An 18,045-nucleotide genomic window follows, 5' to 3' on the forward strand; every position below is an offset into this window, starting at 1 on the left:
TGTTTTCAATGAGGTCGGAGCCGCCATCATGACGCATCCAGACAATCGCCCGTCGGGTCAGAAGCCGAGTCTCCCGGACGATATCAGGAAGTCGCTTATCCGGGATGGGTTCGTTTTCAAACCGGGTCAGGAGATGAAACCGACCTTCACCCCGCAGGAACTGCAAGACTGGCCCCGTTTTGCGGAGAGCTGGAACCATCTCGGGCTTGATCGTTACATGGCGGATGGGGGTCGCTATCGCCGCCGCCGCTATGGGGTTTTCTCGCTTCATCGTGGACATATCACGGCCAAGCAGCACCAGCCTCATTACCAAAGCCGCGACTATAATACGTTGAATGGCGGCGTGCAGAGGTGGTTCAGCCCGGTTGAGGAAGCAACGGGACGAAACCCATTTCTGCTTAAAATCCTTCGTAATCTCTATCATCTCGCCACAGATTTGACGTCAGACGCCGCCCAGCCTGAAAAATGGCATGCGGAAATGCATCAATTCCGGATCGAGGTTGCGGAGGAAGGGACAGGCAATCCGACGCCGGAGGGGCTTCATCGAGATGGTGTTGACTGGGTCTGGGTCATGATGGCGGCGCGACAGAATGTCGCGGAGGGCGAAACATCAATCCATGATCTGTCGAAGAAGGAAGTCGGACGCTTCACCCTTCGCAACCCGTTAGACAGTGCATTCGTTGATGATCACCGGGTCTATCATGGTGTGACGCCCATCACCCGGGTCGATCCTTCCGCGCCGGGACATCGCGACGTCCTGGTTGTCACAATCCGTCGCGCCTGATGACATCAAATGAGAGGTCAAAGCTTTTGCAATCATCTTTTTATCGCCGGAGCCTCCTGCTATGCGCCATCTGGAGCAGTGCACTGGCCCTGAATGCCGTCGGAGCGCGGGCTGCACCGAAATCAGTGACACTCACGACGCCCGCAACGCCGGCGATCGAAAGCCTCGCACGGCAGCTTAATGCGGAGGCGATAAAGGATGCGCGCAGTCATCATGATGACCCGATCATCCTCGTAACCGTGGCGGATCTGGGCCGTTCAAAGCGTCAGCAAGTACTTTTCACGCAATTGCAATCGGTTATGCGACATCCATCTTTCTCGGTGAAAAAGGTCGCTGGACCGAAGTCTATAATGACGTGACAGGCGACATCACCATTTTGCCAACTGCCCATCACGGGCTCTATGATCTCGGTCTCAGCAAAGGGCGCAAGCGGATCTGGAACGGTACCGAGTATATAGACCCGCTTGACCGATGAACTTTTCTGAGAAATGGCCCGGATAGGCGGTTAAAGACGCGTTTCGAGTACAGCGTCGCGTCCATACGGGCCATTTCCTATCGCGTCATGCGATGCGTTCGATATAGAGAGACCAGGCTTCCCAGCTTAGCCACCTTTTGGCGCAACGGTCGGAAACACACTACCGTCAGCATGATATTCACGTCGTAAATAACTGTCATGCGGTCGGTTGGTGAGTAGAAAGTTGAAGGTCACCTCATCGATAATTCCGTGATCAGAGACGACCCAACTTGTGGGCTCCTCATCCCAGAATGACGAATTATGGACATATTTCGCCGCCACTTCCGGCGGAAGCGCATCGGCAAGGCTTGCCGCTTCCTTTCCGTCAAGAATGCGATCGACCTCTTGAACGGCCTTTTGATGAAGGTCCTGGAGGTCATCCGGGAGTTTAGTGAAGGAAAGGCCGATCTGCTCACAATAATAGCGCATCGCCTGAAATGAAACTCGTTCAAGCCCGGCATAGACGGCGTCACGTCTGAGCTGCAGGGCATTCGCGTAAAGCGTCGTCAGAAAAGGCCGATCCAGCACGTCTGATGACACGGTGACATCGCAACATTGGAAGATTTTTCCCCAATGCGCGTGGCGCAGTAACTTATCGCGCTCCGCCGATGTCAGTTTATAGGACGTCGTGTTTTCAATGCGCATTTTACTCCACGAGGAGCTGTAGAGGATTTGCGTCAGATATAATTTTTCCTGCAGCATATCATGATAAAAGCCACCAATATCGGAGTGGACACCCGGCAATTGCAGCTCCTTGGCATAATCGGGCGTCACGTGATTCAGGGAGTAATTTTCCCGCGCCTCATGTGCGGCGGTGATATGGAATATGTCGGCTGCCGTAGCATCATCCAGAGCAATATTCACGTCACCTGTTTTGCTGTCTCTCACATCAACATCCCACTGTGAAAGCGCAAGAATTGACGCAACACTGTCGAACAACCTGATAAAACGGATCTCCGGCACGCCATATTTCTGCGTGTCAAACGCGGCGAGAAGATTCCGGTCCTGATTTTCCACCCTGTTCGCAAAATGCCGTGCAGAGGTCGCCCCGCGGCTGAAGCCGAAAAGACAGAGTTCGACCCGTTCAAAATCGGCTTCCAACCCTGCAGCAGGGCTTTGATCTGTTGCACCGCATCATCTGTCTTGGCAATGACGCCTGTCTGGGTGGTGAACGGCGCTGACCAGCCCGTCGCCATCGTAAATACGGAGTCAGCCTCGCCCGCCTTCGTACCGGCACCCTCTACGTAAGTTTTGACCTGGTAAATATGGCTGTCGATCTGGCCTTCTTGAAAGCTCTTATATAGCTTCCAGATATTCGTTGTGCAGCTGACTTTACTTGTTTCTCTATTGTAAAAATATGCTTTGGGAATGACACTATCGCCGGTTAAAGCGTATAAACTCTGCCTGAATTGCGGACCTGAGGAAAAAGACGCCTGATGCTTCATGCTATTATAGGCGTTACACCCAGTCCCATCGAAGAACACGCCGATCCGCAACGTTTTCATGGCGCTTTCATCATAGGACATAATCGACTCAATTTTGCAGTCGGCCCAGCGATTCCAGTGTCCGATGACTTTCCCACCAATGGAAAGCTTACATTTGCGACCAATCTTGAAAGGCCCGATGATGCGCGTTTCTTCCCCCAGCGAAAATTCCTGCGCGAAGATGATGTCTTCATGGCCATCTGTGACAGTCTTGATTTTGAGATCGATCGTTTTCTGTGCGTAAATCCCATGTATTTTTACGGAATATTCCGTATAAAAGCGGATGATATCATCGGATAGGTTTATAATTTCCGAATCATAGACAACAGCTGAAAATTCCCGAATTTTCTTTAGTTTTTACATTTAAAAATATCTTTATTATTATTGTTGTTATGATTTATTTTAACTTTTTTTTGCCAGTTCAATCAAGATATTTCACGTTCGGCATTTTAACTGCAATGCTTCGGGCTTCAGAAATATAAAGACTTAAATTTCTCGTAACATCCGGTATTCTTTTCCGATTTCTTCTCTTCATGTTCCTTTTATTAAGGCCGCATCAACGTATAACGCCGTGTCGTCAACACGGCATTCATTGCTCGTCTCTGCACGGGCCGTTTGCTTTTACGCCCACCTAACCGCAAATCGGCCCTGAATGCGCGCGGGGCCGCTCATTTTTCTCAAAGCCTTTGGCGGATGTCAGGCCGCGGCGATTTCCTGCCGGGTCACATCGGCCTTCGTGACAGTCAGATAAGGCCCTTCCTGCAATAACTGAATATGCAAGGAAAAATCCAAGCTGCCACGTTCTTCAGAGGAGGGCACCCTCAAGACGGCGCATCCATCTGTTCACCTTGCGGCGGGGTGCTCGATACCATGCCACCCCGACGCATCATCGGTGAAATGATGCGTGACCTCCATGATGTGCTGCGGCCCTATCAGATGAACCGCCCCCACCAGCACTCCCAGCACACGCCGGTCATCCACATAAGGACTAATCACATCACACGGCCGGCTCGCACGCCCGGCAAGGCGCGCACATACAGGCTCCACCTGCTCACGCGTCACAAATAGCGGGGCCGCAAGCTCCGACACCGTCTTCAGCCGCAATCCCACAACGCCATGCCCCGCGCTGAAGCGCGCTCGGTTGCCCGTATCCAGATATGTCTCCACATGCAGGCCCGCCACACTGACAATCGCGTGCTTCTCCGTCTCAAAATGGTGAAAACGGTATGTCGGCATCTCACGCTCATAGGCAATGCTACCCCCATTGACGAGCATACGCACAGGGATCAGCCCGCCATCCACAAAAACACAATGTTCCGACGTCACCAGAACGTCCTCAAACGGCGCACCAGGGCCAAAAGCATCCTTGACGATACGCACAGCGTAGCCCGCAAGGTCACCGGGGACATCCGCCCGGCACGTCACATCGCCCTCACCCACCCAGCGCACGGGTGAGGGCGATGTGACGTGCCATCCTCATAGGGTCATCACAAGGTCGCCAGGTGCCAGATCCTCAACCAAGCGCCAGCCTTCCGGCGTCTTAATCCGTGTGCCAGGCAGAAAGCACGTCTCAATGTTCGTGCCGCCGTGACCGTCCGAATTTACCGTGAGATCCTGCCCATCCTTGAGGTTTTCCCTGAAACATTATCAAATATGAGTTCATGGTGCCGCGGAACGCCGCGATTTTCGGGCGACGCAACGTAATCATAAATGATGTGGATCTTACCTGCTTCATAATAAGCCTCCTTGATCGACACACCTTTGAGTGACAGGCCTTTAAGATCGAGTTTGACCCCGTCCCCAAAATTCTTGATCCCCACTTTAATGTGCGTTTCCATCTCGGTTGGTTCGAACGCCTCTTCAAAACCAACCGTGCAACCCAGCTTGGCGGCTTCCTCACTAATTTCGACCGTGGCGGTGCATAGGGAACCATTTTCAAACTTCACGATCCCCGACGCACCGACATTGATCACGTCGCTTGCCAGTCCACCTGTAACCGTCCCGGACAATTTGACGACGCCGTCACCCTTCAGGTTCAGCACACCTTTCACGGACATGCCATTACTGAAGTCCAGCTCTGCATTCGACTGGCCGAAATCAATCATGCCGCCTTTCGAGGAGACGGAAACATTGCTTTTAATGTCGAAACTACCACTTTGCTTCAGGACGATCGAACCACCTTCAAATGCGATGGAAGCGCCTGAATCCGCCGTCAGTGATGAGCCGTCAAACGTCAGCGTACCGGAGATTTTTGTCGTGCCGCCGGACAGGTTGAGCGCTTTGACGGTCATCGCGTCACCCAAATTTTCTGGGCCTATTAGATTCATGGTAAGAAAAGTTACAGTAAGTTTTATTAAAAAATGATTCATTTTTTGGTAACGAAATGATATTTTTGCGCTTTGTGATTGATATTAACAGATAGTTTTCGAAATTCTAGGAATTTGAAAAATGTTTTAATTTTTTTATTGGTGCATGATGCTGTTTACTTATGCGGTTTCGAAAGCTTTGTGCGTAACAATATCAAGATTAGACGGTCGATTTGGGTCGATTAGGCGCCATTATCCAACCGTTAAGCGAAATGAAATTGTATTTTCGGGATGGTGCGTTTCGCTTATCATGACGGCCTGTTCGCAGACACGGCCGCAAATATACGCGACCCTCTCAAAACAATTATCTTCACCAAAGAGGCATTTATGGCAGGCGGGACAAATTATACCGTCATATGTGACGATTCATTGCTGACGAGAAGGTCGTCATAACACGCCGCGCTGTCCGTCCAGGGTCATAATGGCGGGCGCACGCTTTCAGGTCAGGAGTGCGCAAGCACCTTGGCGGCCGGTACTTCGGAGCCTTCCACGTCAAGATCCGCATCTGGTGATGACGCAATGAATTCGATGAACTTCGAACATTGTTCCGCGGCGGTCGCGCGGTCACTTTCGGACCGGATCTCTTTCAATTTCGATCGTAAATGGATGGAGATGAACGTCTTCTTCTCACTTTCCCATCCGGTGGCGACGGTTGAATAAGGGAGGCCCTCGCGCGATGTCTGTTCCCTGCGCGTTCTCAAATGTTGCGCCTGGCTTTCAATGTCTCTGAAACATTCCCGGGTGAGCCGGGTGGCCTTCCTCATTTCGCCTCGTTGTCTGAAAATTTGCAACATGCGCAGGGAAATAAGGATAAGCGCCAAAGCGGTTACGAGGGAGATCATAAGGTAAATTTGATTCGGTCCCATGGAATTCAGAATCATCCCTATGTTTTTATATTTTTCTAATGCGATCTCATATCAAGGCGCCGTTGCAAATGGTGGTCGTCCTGTCGAAAACTTACGGCGCAGAGACAGGTTTTTCTTTTTGACGCAGTGGCTTTCTACAGCAGCGCTCTTGCTAAAAGATACGTTACCTTTATCAAGAAATCGCAAATTTTTATGTTCAGATTTATCCTGTGGCGGGACTTTAACTGTCAGGATCCTGAATGCTGACTCAGGCCGCCCCATCCGCGCCAACTTCCATGCCCTGACCTTGCTGACGGAGCATATTCGGCCCGAACGTTCGCTTAGAGCACGGAAATGGCGCTCTCAGGAAATCGTTCAGGTCAAACTCAAGTCTCTTTAATCGGACCGCACCTGAAGTGCGGTCCATCCATCATCAGGTTGGATCAGTGTATACGCTGCCGTCTGCATTAAATTCGCGACGCACATTCCCCTCATGCGGGCAATTGATCAGCAACAGATTGAACGTTGCGTCATCGATGATCCCAGTCTTGTCGACGACCAGATCATTCGGGCCCTCGTCCCAGAAAGCGGAATTATGGACATATTTTGCACCGAGAGCGGGTGGAATATAATCCACGAGACTTGTCGCCGTGCCGCCAGCCAGCAATTGATCGATCTGTTGCAAAGCCTGATCATGAAGATCCTGCAGATCTTCAGGAATGGTCTCGACATCCTCTCCCGGTAGCTTGGCAAAAGCGAGCCCGATTTTCTCGGCGTAATAACGCATCGCCCGGAAGGACACGCAGTTGAGCCCCGGATAAACAGCCTCGCGCCGCAATTGGACAGCATTCGCGTAAAGCGTGGAGTTAAGAGGTCGGTCCCGCACCTCCGATGAGACGGAAATCCCGCACGCCTCGTAAATTTTCCCCCAATGCACGACGTCAAGGAGCTTACTCAGATCTTCCTTGGATTTTTTGTAGGAGGATGTGTCCTTATTATCGATTTTCCGCCAGGAAGAACTATAAAGTATCTGCGTGAGATACATGCGCTCCTCCACCTTCTCATGAAGTAGGCCACCAATATCCTCATGAACACCGGGAAGCTTCAGCTCCTTCTTGAAAACAAGTGTGACGTGGTTGGACGAGAAGTTTTCCTGCACTTCATGACCGGCTGTGATGTGGAATACGTCTCCGGCAATGGCGTCATCCATTGAGATGTCGACATCGCCGGTTTTACTGTCACCGACATCGATATCCCCTTGAGAGAGCGCCAGGATGGACGCAACCGTGTCATATAATCCGGTGAACCTAACTTCCGGCGCGCCGTATTTTGCAGTGTCAAACGCGGAAAGAAGTGTGCGATCCTGTTTCTCAATCCTGTTTGCGAAATGGCGTGCGGAAGCAGCACCCCGGCTGAAACCGAAGATGCATAATTCGACGCGATCAAAATCATTCCCGAGGTTGGTGAGCAGATCTTTGATCTACTGCACAGCATCATCCGTTTTGGCAATGACCCCTGTTTGCGGTCCCACGGGCGGTGACCACCCTGTGCCCATCGTAAACATTGAATCAAGCGCGTCTTTTTTTTGTACCTGCGCCTTCGACGTAAGTTTTCGCCTGATAGGTCTTTTCATCAATGCGACCTTCAGTGAAGCTTCGATAAAGGTTCCAGATATTTGACAGACCGGATACGTAACTAAGCTGCAGCGAATACCGATATGATTTCGGTACGATACTGTCATTTACTCTCTCGATCAAACTTTCCAGATAATCACCGATCGAGGTAAAGGGGTTGAAATATTTCTCGCTATTATAGGCATTACAGTCCGTACCATCGAAGAAAACACTTAATCTCAAAGTTCTCATCGATGAATCATCATAAGACATGATCGACTCGATTTTAAAATTCGCAGGATTGATCAGTTGCCCGGTTACGTCACCGCTGATTGCAAGCTGGCGTCGCCGATCAATTTTCAACGGCCCCACAATATGCACCTCTTTACCCAAGGTGATTTTCTGTGAGAAAATCGTCGTTGTCTTGTCAACCTCAATGGCCTCAATTTTCAGATCAATCGTTTATACCGCGTTTAGGTCGGTGATCTTGACGGTACGATCCTGATAATCGCGTGCGATTTCATCAGAAAGTCCCGTGATTTTTGCTTTGAGCACAGTCGAGGTAAATTCTTTTATTTTTTTATTTCAGACATTTCACTATCTTTTTTATTATTTTATGTATGTGATTATATTGAAAATTTTTAATAATTGCAACGCGTATTTTCAATGATGACTGTCGATAAAATTTTCACTAATCTGAATTTTATTTATTGTATTGTCGATAATTTTCCAAAATATTCGTTAACCTTCCATGGTAAACCATCGGGCAACCTCGCTTTTCCAGAATAGATTTTTGTTGTCTGAAGATTGCAGAACACAACTCCATTTACTTTTCCGCGTCTCGCCTCTCTTCAATGCCCGAAGCGCTGAAATTCTCAAAAATGGCTTTTTGAGCGCGTAATTTCAGGTAATCGCGTTGAATTCTGCCAGGTGGGCCATCACTTGTCGCACAACATCCTGACGATAAAATCCACTTTTTTCGGGGCGATATCGCCTGAGCATCACGGTGCCGAAGGCGCGTAACTTGGGTCAAAGAGTGCCATCGACAATGATCGCTGCGGTGAGTTCGGCCCTCTCGAAACTTGCTGAGCCGAAGCAGATGGCGCAACATCAAAGCAACGACCCGCTCAGATCCCCGGATGAGATCGCCCGCAATAGCCAAAATAAAAAAGGCGGAGCATGCCGCTCCGCCTCATCTCAATCCTCCATATGAGGTTCAAGTTGATTTTTTTAGTGATGATGGGGTGAAGATGCCGTCTCCATCACCCAACGCGTCGCACGCGTCACCCAGATCATGCCGTCAAGACATCCTGTTTAAACTCATCCCGAGAATGCTGTGATCCTGCGGCAGGTAGCAGAAATCGATCGTTGTGCCGACTAGTTCCGCCGTGCGAACGATGCTGTAAATTGAGTCAAAGTTGGGATCTTTAGTATTCAGGAAAAATGGGTCGGCAGCGCTCGTCGTCAGGATATTGAGGGCGCTCTCCGTTACAAACAACGCCCGTTGATGTTGTGACAATATTCCCGCAAATAGGGTCGCGCAAATACCGGTGAGGAGATAAATGTTGCACACAGAAAAGCCGTTATGATTGTTTTTTATGATTTACCACCTGTTATCTTCAAGTACGACCCAGGTTACCGGTCCGATTTGTTCCCGGAAATGACATGCGTCGTTATCGGATCGCGTGCCGCGATGTGAGCACCAGAGTGTGGCAGTCATGCACGCCCCGATGACGGGATTACGCCTGGCTTCCCAGACAACTTCACCGGGTAAGGCGTCTGCCGTTCTCTGGATATAAGGCTGCGTATTGATTTGTGGTTGAAGACCGGGGTTGAAATTTGGATTAGGTATTATGGGAGGCGTCGACGCAGAGCCATGAACGTAAGCTCTCACACCGGAAATTGTATTTGCAGCGATCGCGCCCACGGCAATACATTCAGATTGTCTTTCCGCCATGCCGAGACCTGTCTGATAACCGACCACACGAAGAGTCTCGAAAAAATTATACATGTTGTCGCGAGAGGTGACGACGTAAACATAGGCGGTCCCCTCCATCTGCTCGGCAATTCGCCGGGCATATTGGCCCGCATATTCAGGGTCCGTCGTGACAGCGACAAAGGCACTTTCACAGCGATGATTGTAACAGCTTGCACCCGTGGAGTGATCCCGGACATTATCGTCGTCACCCCATGATCGAAAGCCATCTCGAAAAATTTCGTCCGGTGGGCGCGTGTCCACCCTGAAAACCGTGCCCTTATTGGGCACATCATCGGCTACTGCATAAATATTCTGGATTGTAAATATCGATAAAATGAAGATTAATGATAATAATAAACGCATGAAAGTATACTGTTATTTTTATAATGACGGACGTTATACATCATCATTTTTGCCGGAAATTCTCTATTTTTATATTTCATCAGGTGACTGTCATCGTCGCAAATAGGTTTGAGGGCGCCCCTTCCAGTTGTTTTGTCACCGCAAACACACGAAGATGTGCGGCACGTGACTTCCCTCAGGGGCCAGAACACAGCAATTCGGTCCATTGACCCATCACGGTCGATAAGCCAGACTTGACGATCGCCAGAGGTGACGAGGACGAAATCCAGGCCAGCTTGAAAACGTGATTGGCCATTTATCTCATTGCAGCGTCTGGCCCGGTGAAAATCGAGTGTGGATTTTGAAAGATCTGAAATCAACGTAAGTGAAAATTCTCTTCAAAACGTCGTAAATACTTTTATCTTCATTTTCTATTGTATTTACACAGATATTATTTCTCTTTTTACCAATAAAGAGCAAATTAAATCCATGTAACAAACAATGTTGGTGATCTTCGACGCGCGCGCCAACCTGTGCTCGAATTCCACGCGTTCAAAAATCGGTAGCCCACCACCACGGCGCAGCGGTCGCGTCAGACGACATCTCAAAGACTGATGAGACCGAAAGAAGCCGCTTATTGCCGGTAAATTCATTCACTGGCGCAATACCATCGCACAAGTTTGAGAAGATCCTCAGCCGAGGGCGTGATCGGCTTGATGTTTTGCGCCAGAGTTTTTTCAAGCTATGAACGGTCAAATTGCCAGGTTTCGCTGACAAAATGGCAGAAGCCATTTTGTCAGATTATGGGCCTCACGGTCCAGATCGGTTTCAGGCGGCCCATACGTAACGTTGACGCCCAGTATCTGACCACCCATCGTGGTGAGTTGCTGCGTTGTAAACGGACAACCCGCTGCAGCGTGAAAAATCTCGAAGCCGCTTTCCGCCTGGCGATTTGAGAGGAGCCCGTAAGCCTCCTCAATCACCTGGTCAATTGGGACCATATCCGGCCGACCCGTGGCGGAAAGGTTCATTCGGATGGCAGAGTCTCCCAATCGCTTGATCATCACGATAGCATCCACGAAACGGTAAATGCCGAGGCCGTTTTTACGCGTCCAAGCCGTTTTGGAATGTCCGACGATCATGGTAGGCTGAAATATAGTGACGGGCAGACCATGGGACTGGTGCAGATGGTTCAGGGCATGTTCAGCGCACCATTTGGATGTGTCTGATAAGCATTGATGCGGGGATAGGATGTGTGGAGCTCCTCCAGAACAATGCGCCCCCATGCCGCACGTATAAGCTGTTGAGACGTAATAAAAACGCTGGCATTTTGGCGCGACCTGCCGGATCGTCTGATACATCTCGGAGGTGAAACACACATTGGAGCGGAAAGCCGTTGGCAGGTTGCTGTTGAGGAAGGCCTCTCAGCCGCGCCATGCCAAAAAACATCGCTTTCCCCGACGCGTGGATCCTCCAGGCACGTATGTAACGGCCGATGGGCTGGGTCGATGACGACGAGATTTGCCCAGTGAGAGTCCGGGAGCATCATATTAAACCCGTTCAATGCCTCCTGGATCGCGCCTCTCGTCCGAGCCTCATCAAAGTCCCGTCGCGACAAGGCAATGACGCGCCAGCCTGAATGCAGTAACCGGGTCGCCAGTGACGCGCCGAGGAAACCGGTTACACCCGTCATTGAGATTGTCTTCATCTAAACCCCCTCCAGCGAAAAACCGTTTTCCATGAGAATGCCGGACGTCACGACGCGCGTGAGGGACGATTTTTAACCGAGATCACCTTGCCATCATCCTGCACATCAATCATGAACCTGCGGCAGAGTTGTTCGAGCGTCGATATCGACGCCTTCGGACTAGCGGCCACGCGGCAATCAACTTTTGAAGGGTGGACACCCTCCCGATTTCCAACATGCTCTTTGATCGCGATCTGCGATTCCGGGTTTTTCTCCGTCGAGGGGATGGCGTAAACATCCGCAATCGTGCCAGACAGGAAGGCGAGACATTGCACATCCTGAATGCGCAACCGCGTCGTTTCCCCATCCATCTGGCTCAGCCCCACGCCGGGAACATACCGCCGCTGCAGAAATAACCGACGTTTGTCAGAGGGCATCTTCCCCAAAGGGCCCAAATCGAACAGCCGCATGGTCAGGCGAAACCACATCCATAATTTCCCCTCCCGGACAATATCGACGTGTTGCGTGATCAGCCGGTCACCATCGTACCCCCCAAATCGCGCGATACAGGTCACCTCGCCTGAGCCAGGCGTCGGTCCAAAAATCTGGATCTCATCAAAATTTGACGGGAATGAAACGAAATTTTCGCCAATATCGTGGCACCACAAACGCAGCCTGTGGTTAGGGAGGCCATGTAACGCGGCATCAATGAGAGCGGGGGCAAGGACCCCGAGCGGGACGACACCCTCCGACGCATCACATATTGTCAGGCTTCCGCTTCGGGACATGCGCATTTGCCGCACCTTCTGAAAGGCGGGTCCATGAAAGGCCCACTCTGCCGCGTAAGGGTCACGGACCGTTTTGAGGTCTGGCGCCGGCGTGATAGGCTGGGGTACTGCCGGGTAAGCGGGCGCGAAATATACCGTGGCGCTTGCCGCGGCGTCCTCATAGCGCGATAATTTCGGGTTTCGTGCCTCACGCCAGACAGCAAGCATGACCCGCGCCGTTGCGAGATCAAGCTTTGTCAGGCGGGTTCGGATTTTGACGGGGTCAGGGGCTGCGATGATCCACTTCATCGCATGGACATTCTGCAACCCGATGATCTTCTGACCACCGGAAACGCGGCGCGCGGCAGAGGCGATGAGGTCCAGAGTGTACGCCAGCGGAAAAGTGGGCACACCATATACCGGGCGATGATCGCAGAGCCAGTTTGCCTCACTTATATCGACAATCATCCCATCTTCGATGTCTGCTAACGGCATGTTTTTCAGCGGCAGGACGTCCTCGGACGTATCTGATGGCGTCACATCCTCGGAGACGGGCTCATAAAGAGGGTCGACTGTCAGTCTGATCTCCATATCCCATGCGTAAAAGACGCGCCGCCCGGAAGATGAACAACTGAAATCAGCCCGCAAGGTGGGTGCGTTTTCAATGATCAGCAGATCATGCACAAAGATCTCGAAATGCACATCCTCGCTATCCGGCGTGATTTCATCCTTCGATTTATATTTGAAAAAATTTGCGTTACTCGGCTCAAAAACCCACCCATCGCGGTCAATTGTGAATCCACAGGCTGCGAGGTAAAAAGACATGAGTTGAAAGCCACCATCCAGCATCAGGCTCGATGGCATACAGGGATCGCCCTCGAAATGGCGGGCAAAAAACCATTTATCGCGCGTCACGGCCATGAAGCCGCGCAGATAGCCGCGTTTCCAGAAACCGCCTTCTCTGTCGAAAGCCGACACATGATGCATAAGTCGCAACGTGTTTGACGGCAGGCGCGGCGTGTTGACGTGGCGATCCGCCGTCGCGAATTCCGGGCCGAAACAACGACTGACATGCCCGGCCACAAAAGCCTCGATCTGCGCGTTTGAGAAGCTCGTCTGAGCGCTGATGACCTCCGGGGAGGACATGTCGCACATTTGGCGGTGCAGGCGGCGTCGGTGGCAGGAAGAGACCGCGTGACCCGTTCAATTCCTCTTCCGTGAAGAACCCGGCCTGGCCATTTATGATGGAGAGACGTTTATCGCCATTCACCCTGCAGGTTGAGTGAAAAAAGAAAAGCCGCGTGGCGCCCGCGCTGACATGGCGGTCAATGTGGATATCGTGGGACAATATCTCGCCCGCTTTCGGAAGTGCATCGTGGAATGTAATTTCACATCCGAGCAATCGATAAACGCGCCGCCCCTCATTGAACTTATCCACCCCCATCCAGGAAATAAGCAGCAGATCAGCCTGGCCCGTCTCCACCAGCACGCCGGACGCCATGCGCCCTTGATGCATATACCAGCGATCGCCGGAGACTTTCGTCTCACTCCAGATGGACCCGGCGCCGATTTCGCCCTGAGGCGCGTCGATCCCGGTGATCCGGTCCACCAGCAGCAAGGGCGGCCCCGGCATACGCGTCTGTTTCGGGACGTCATCCTGCGCCTCGAAACCCTCACCAAAAAATCTCGAGATGCGTTCTGAAGCCAAATAAATCAGGTCGTTTCGATTAAATTTCGGTCTCGGTAAATGCGCGGTTATTGCCAATGCGAGTTCGGGCGGCTCCCCGACTCTCTTCCCCGCTTCATCCTATCGGGTAATGGCGTTAACGTCCGGCCAATGCATCGGCACTTTGAAAATGGGCGTGTCAGAACCCTCTTCATCGTTCCATCGTTTCGACACATCGTCATCTACACGCTTCTGCCGCATTTCTTCCGACGAGGCACCAAGCACTGCGTCGGATACCGTTTTCAGAGATGGCAGCGCCGACGTAAAGCCAGTTTCGAGACGATCATCGAACATCTGCACCACAAATTGCGTCAAGCCCTGCGCCGCATGGGAGACGCCATGAACCGCATCGTCATGTGGAACGGCATTGAGGGCGCAACTCACATCATCCGGGCCGAAAGCGGCAAGAATATCGCACCCCGACGCCGCCGCATTTTCCCTTGATGTCAGGACCAGGGAAACAACGCCGTCACCAACAATTCTCTCAATACCCATATCCCGCAAAGCCGCGCGATGAACGGGATCACATGAGAGGTCAACCGCGCCAATAATCGCGCTCGAAATTTCCCCGGCAGACAGCGCGCACGGCTATTTTCAGCGCCATAAGGCCGGAAGCCTCCTCCGCCGCGATCGCGATACCGGGGCCATGTATATCCATCTGGCTATTGATGCGATTGGCCACTACGTTGCCAAGCACGCCGATCATGCACGCCGCATCAAGGGGTGGGGTGAAGCGGGTTTTCTTCGCCTTGCAACTTCCTATCGGCAGACGAAGGCGCGTAACATAGCGACTGATATTGGCGTCGGCGCTCATTCCGACAAAGACTCCGATATCCGCTTTGTCCCGTCGCAACCTTTCCGGGAAAGCAGCCCGCGCCGACGCGAACATCAAAGCCTGTTGCGGCAAGACGGATTGCAGATCTTTCAGCGGGAATTTAAGCCCTTTCAGAGTAATCCCGACCTCCGAAATTCTGCCCCTCTCCGTATTTTCAGGTGGCGTGGCTTCTGTGACCGGCGCAGCGCATCGCAGATCGACGCCGACGAGCACGAGGTCGCCCCGCTTCAACTCGGAATGTGCTTCCGCAATGTGCTGGCCCCGCCACTCTTCAATGATGAGATGCGCGTTGCTGCCGCCAAACCCGAAAGCATTGATGCCTGCCCGACGCGGCCCGTCTGAAACCCATTTTTCAGGCTTTTCCAGCAAGTTGAAACGCGACCCCGTGAGCTCAGGAATAAGTGGCCCCATCATGCGCGAGGGAGGGAGCGTCTTATGCTCAATGGCGCCGAGAAGCTTCATGAGGCCCGCAGCGCCCGCCGCTGTCATGGCGTGGCCGATATTTGACTTCAGAGACTCGATCACCAAACCTTCGGGATTTGTGAAGATCTACGCCATGCTTGCGCATTCGGCAGCATCCCCTGTCAAAGTGCCTGTTGCGTGGCACTCAATAAGGTCGATATCGTCAGGGCGAAGTCCGCTCGCGTCATAGGCTGTACGCATCGCCCTGACCTGCCCCTCAATGGATGGCGCGACCAATGTCTTCTGCCGCCCATCATTGGACAGACCAATCCCCCGGATCACGCCCAGAATTCGGCGATCCGCCCGAATGGCGTCCTCAAGGCGCTCAAGCGTAAAGACGGCGCAACCATACGCGGGCACAAGCCCATCCGCCGCCTGGTGGAATGGAAGGGAATCTCCCGATCGGCTCAATGCATTCAGGGCCGCAAAACCCACGTGCAGAAACAGATCATCCGCGCCACTCAAACCGCCAGCAATCATCTGATCCGTCTCTCCATCATGTAGACGGTCACAGGCAAGCTTGATGGCGTAAAGGGACGATGCGCAGGCGGAATCAATCGCGAAATGATTGCCCTTCAACCCGAAAGCGGCTGCAGCAAACTTCACGGGCAGACCGGTACAAAATGCTCGCGCCGCGTGACGCGCCGTTTGTCCGGACCAGACAGATTTCGCAAAATCGGCCGCCCCGCTTGTCGGCAGGAAGAGATTGCCGATGATCGCGCCGCAACGATTCCCGTTGAAATCTCCGCTTTGCCTCAAAGGCGCGAGGGCGTCGCGTGCCGCGTGTAAAGCCAGCGCGTGGGGCGCTCCGTCTGCGCAAGCTGGTCAGGACTGAGAAGATAATCGGCGGGGTCAAACACATCGTCGAACCCGTCAATATAGCCACCGCGATCTGTCCAGCACGTGTCCGGATCACGCGGTTGCGCCGTGCTCAGGTGATCCTGCTTCGGCGTCGCCCTAATCCCTCCGGGGCGGCGCTGATGGCGCTGCCACCTTCCTGCACGAGGTGCCACAGCGCCGCCGCCGTCAACGCCCCCCGGAAGAACACAGCCCCGCCCGATGATGGCGATGGGGGGGGAAATGATGAGTCTGCATCGCAATGTGTTTCACGCGAAACCGTTTGCCATGATGATCACTTCCGCCGTGGTCGCATCCGCATCGAAAACCTCATCCGTCGCAGCGAGCGCGCCATCATCGAGGGGGATGCAATGAATCCCGTGATTCTCGAAGCGTTTCTGCAGGTCAGGCGGCGACTCCGTTCAGCACACTATTGGCCATGCCGTAAGCAAGCTGACCGGGATTGCCACTGCTCGCGACAATGGAGGAGAAGAGGGAGATGAATTTCAGCGGTTCCCTCTCAGTCGATTTCAGCGGGTTTCGTAACCCGAGGACTTTCGTGCGGTAAACACGCTCAAATTCCTCCTATGTCAGGGCAGAAATCTTTTTATCGACGAGTTCTCCCGCACCATGAATGAGACCACTGATCGGGCCCCACTCGGCGCGGACCTTTTGCACGATCTGATTAATCACCGCATCATCCTGGATGTTGACGGAGAAATAACGCACTTCATTTCCCGCATCGGTCAGCTTCTTGAGGTTTTCATGGATCCCCCTGTTTTTCAGGATGGTCGAGACCTTCTTATTGACGAGAGCCGGTGTGGGCCCGTCGCCCCTCTGCATCATATCCTTGATGATCGCCGCTTTGAGATCTTTCTCTGACATCGCACCCTGCGTGGCCGGATTTTCATCAATCAGTTCCTGCCTGCCGAGAAGAGCGATGCACAGCTTCATTGACTCCGTCAGAGATTGCAACACAGCATTTGTAATCCCGCGTGCCCCGCCCGTTACAAGGATGACATCCATGGCCCGTAAATGGCGTGAGACCGGTGGGCAACAGGGTTTATGTCCCTCTTAGTGATGGTTGAACGCTGTCCATCCTCGCGCAGACCCACCCAATTCGTATCCCAACCGCAAAGCAGTTCCAGCTCCAAAGCTGCCGCGATATCGTCCGGCTGGCGGTCACCACATTCAATATCAATAGCTTTGACACGAGCTTTCGGCCATTCTTTCGCGGCGCTGCTGGCAAAGGCCGTAAAGCCTGAGACCCAGGGATGATCCGTCTGACCTAAAAGCCCGAAATCACCCCCTGTATCCTGAAGCGTCACGAAGACGCCGCCGGATTTCTCAAAACGGGGCGCGACTTTATGCGGAACGCCAAAGAGGCGTCGCGCGGCTTCAACCGTGTCGGCAAATTCCGGGTTTTCATGCAGCCCGAAAGAGATGATCACCGTCTCTGCATCTTCCGGCGGCGTGTGTCCGATATCGACAATCAACCCACGCGCGGCCAGGCGCTGGGCAAGCGCCTCATTCACGTCATTATGATCACCGGCGAGGAAGATCTTGCGGCCAAATGACACGCTTTAGAAACGCATGAGGGGTGCAGCTGTGACGGATCGCATCGATCTTGTCAGCGCGTGATGCCGATCATGGCCGTTTGATACGATGCCATTTGAGGTTTTCGCATGACCATTTCTAACGGGTTGTCCCCGGCGCGACGTCGCTTTCCACCCCGCCCTTCCGGCGCGTGCGCTGCCGCCCCGTTGCAGAGGCGCGCAATGATCTGGTCGAGACTCCTCAGAGCG

The 18,045-nt window shown here is 52.7% G+C and carries 17 protein-coding genes and 4 pseudogenes; 4 read left to right on the forward strand and 17 right to left on the reverse strand.

What is annotated here, in order from left to right; genetic code table 11:
- The first annotated feature begins 28 nt into the window (after window positions 1-28).
- On the forward strand, window positions 29-784 hold the full coding sequence (locus tag AAYR33_05890) for a 2OG-Fe dioxygenase family protein (GenBank protein XAO70622.1): 756 nt from the start codon (window positions 29-31) through the stop codon (window positions 782-784).
- Between the two features lie 26 nt (window positions 785-810).
- Complete coding sequence (locus tag AAYR33_05895) at window positions 811-1,143, forward strand: hypothetical protein (GenBank protein XAO70623.1); 333 nt, start codon at window positions 811-813, stop codon at window positions 1,141-1,143.
- 242 nt (window positions 1,144-1,385) lie between these two features.
- On the opposite strand, the gene AAYR33_05900 is transcribed toward AAYR33_05895, so the two are convergent.
- Complete coding sequence (locus tag AAYR33_05900) at window positions 1,386-2,315, reverse strand: hypothetical protein (protein ID XAO70624.1); 930 nt, start codon at window positions 2,313-2,315, stop codon at window positions 1,386-1,388.
- 419 nt (window positions 2,316-2,734) lie between these two features.
- Between AAYR33_05900 and AAYR33_05905 the strand changes: the two genes are divergently transcribed.
- Complete coding sequence (locus tag AAYR33_05905; protein XAO70625.1) at window positions 2,735-3,082, forward strand: hypothetical protein; 348 nt, start codon at window positions 2,735-2,737, stop codon at window positions 3,080-3,082.
- Between the two features lie 543 nt (window positions 3,083-3,625).
- Here the strand turns inward: AAYR33_05905 and AAYR33_05910 are convergent.
- The 3 genes and pseudogenes from AAYR33_05910 to AAYR33_05920 all read right to left on the reverse strand — a co-directional run bounded on the left by AAYR33_05910 (window position 3,626) and on the right by AAYR33_05920 (window position 6,014).
- Window positions 3,626-4,357, reverse strand: a pseudogene (locus tag AAYR33_05910) (Hint domain-containing protein).
- A 26-nt stretch (window positions 4,358-4,383) separates the two neighbouring features.
- On the reverse strand, window positions 4,384-5,073 hold the full coding sequence (locus AAYR33_05915) for a hypothetical protein (GenBank protein XAO70626.1): 690 nt from the start codon (window positions 5,071-5,073) through the stop codon (window positions 4,384-4,386).
- Between the two features lie 518 nt (window positions 5,074-5,591).
- Entirely contained in the window at window positions 5,592-6,014 is a 423-nt protein-coding gene (locus AAYR33_05920) for a hypothetical protein (protein ID XAO70627.1), read from the reverse strand.
- Here AAYR33_05920 and AAYR33_05925 point away from each other — a divergent pair.
- The gene (locus AAYR33_05925; GenBank protein XAO70628.1) at window positions 6,013-6,393 is read left to right on the forward strand and encodes a hypothetical protein; all 381 of its coding nucleotides are present in this window, start codon (window positions 6,013-6,015) and stop codon (window positions 6,391-6,393) included. The genes AAYR33_05920 and AAYR33_05925 overlap by 2 nt on opposite strands.
- A gap of 33 nt (window positions 6,394-6,426) precedes the next feature.
- Here AAYR33_05925 and AAYR33_05930 read toward each other — a convergent pair whose 3' ends face one another.
- From AAYR33_05930 to AAYR33_05990, 13 genes and pseudogenes are all read right to left on the reverse strand, one after another.
- Window positions 6,427-7,203 (reverse strand): hypothetical protein, encoded by a 777-nt coding sequence (locus AAYR33_05930; protein ID XAO70629.1) that lies wholly within the window; start codon window positions 7,201-7,203, stop codon window positions 6,427-6,429.
- A 358-nt stretch (window positions 7,204-7,561) separates the two neighbouring features.
- Window positions 7,562-7,999, reverse strand: a complete 438-nt coding sequence (locus tag AAYR33_05935; protein XAO70630.1) for a hypothetical protein — start codon at window positions 7,997-7,999, stop codon at window positions 7,562-7,564.
- 1,210 nt (window positions 8,000-9,209) lie between these two features.
- Window positions 9,210-9,947: an enterotoxin A family protein gene (locus tag AAYR33_05940; GenBank protein XAO70631.1), complete on the reverse strand. Its 738-nt coding sequence runs from the start codon at window positions 9,945-9,947 to the stop codon at window positions 9,210-9,212.
- Window positions 9,948-10,678: 731 nt separating this feature from the next.
- A complete protein-coding gene (locus AAYR33_05945; GenBank protein XAO70632.1) occupies window positions 10,679-11,287 on the reverse strand; it encodes an SDR family oxidoreductase in 609 nt (202 codons plus the stop codon).
- 230 nt (window positions 11,288-11,517) lie between these two features.
- Window positions 11,518-11,634 (reverse strand): annotated as a pseudogene (locus AAYR33_05950) (NAD-dependent epimerase/dehydratase family protein).
- A gap of 47 nt (window positions 11,635-11,681) precedes the next feature.
- Complete coding sequence (locus tag AAYR33_05955; GenBank protein ID XAO72407.1) at window positions 11,682-13,367, reverse strand: hypothetical protein; 1,686 nt, start codon at window positions 13,365-13,367, stop codon at window positions 11,682-11,684.
- Window positions 13,282-14,088, reverse strand: coding sequence for a hypothetical protein (locus AAYR33_05960; protein XAO70633.1), 807 nt, complete (start codon window positions 14,086-14,088; stop codon window positions 13,282-13,284). The genes AAYR33_05955 and AAYR33_05960 overlap by 86 nt, the downstream gene beginning before the upstream one ends.
- Before the next feature lie 99 nt (window positions 14,089-14,187).
- The gene (locus tag AAYR33_05965) at window positions 14,188-14,601 is read right to left on the reverse strand and encodes a hypothetical protein (protein XAO70634.1); all 414 of its coding nucleotides are present in this window, start codon (window positions 14,599-14,601) and stop codon (window positions 14,188-14,190) included.
- Between the two features lie 40 nt (window positions 14,602-14,641).
- A complete protein-coding gene (locus AAYR33_05970; GenBank protein ID XAO72408.1) occupies window positions 14,642-15,355 on the reverse strand; it encodes a beta-ketoacyl synthase N-terminal-like domain-containing protein in 714 nt (237 codons plus the stop codon).
- Between the two features lie 15 nt (window positions 15,356-15,370).
- Window positions 15,371-16,009 (reverse strand): annotated as a pseudogene (locus tag AAYR33_05975) (polyketide synthase).
- 149 nt (window positions 16,010-16,158) lie between these two features.
- Window positions 16,159-16,503 carry a hypothetical protein gene (locus AAYR33_05980; GenBank protein ID XAO70635.1) on the reverse strand — a complete coding sequence of 115 codons (345 nt, stop codon included), beginning with the start codon at window positions 16,501-16,503 and terminating at the stop codon, window positions 16,159-16,161.
- Window positions 16,504-16,645: 142 nt separating this feature from the next.
- A pseudogene (locus tag AAYR33_05985) lies at window positions 16,646-17,266 on the reverse strand (SDR family NAD(P)-dependent oxidoreductase).
- Complete coding sequence (locus AAYR33_05990; protein XAO70636.1) at window positions 17,248-17,820, reverse strand: hypothetical protein; 573 nt, start codon at window positions 17,818-17,820, stop codon at window positions 17,248-17,250. The pseudogene AAYR33_05985 and the gene AAYR33_05990 overlap by 19 nt, the downstream one beginning before the upstream one ends.
- Window positions 17,821-18,045: the final 225 nt, after the last annotated feature.

It is taken from the genome of Acetobacteraceae bacterium (genome assembly GCA_039613835.1).
GTDB lineage: Bacteria > Pseudomonadota > Alphaproteobacteria > Acetobacterales > Acetobacteraceae > Sorlinia.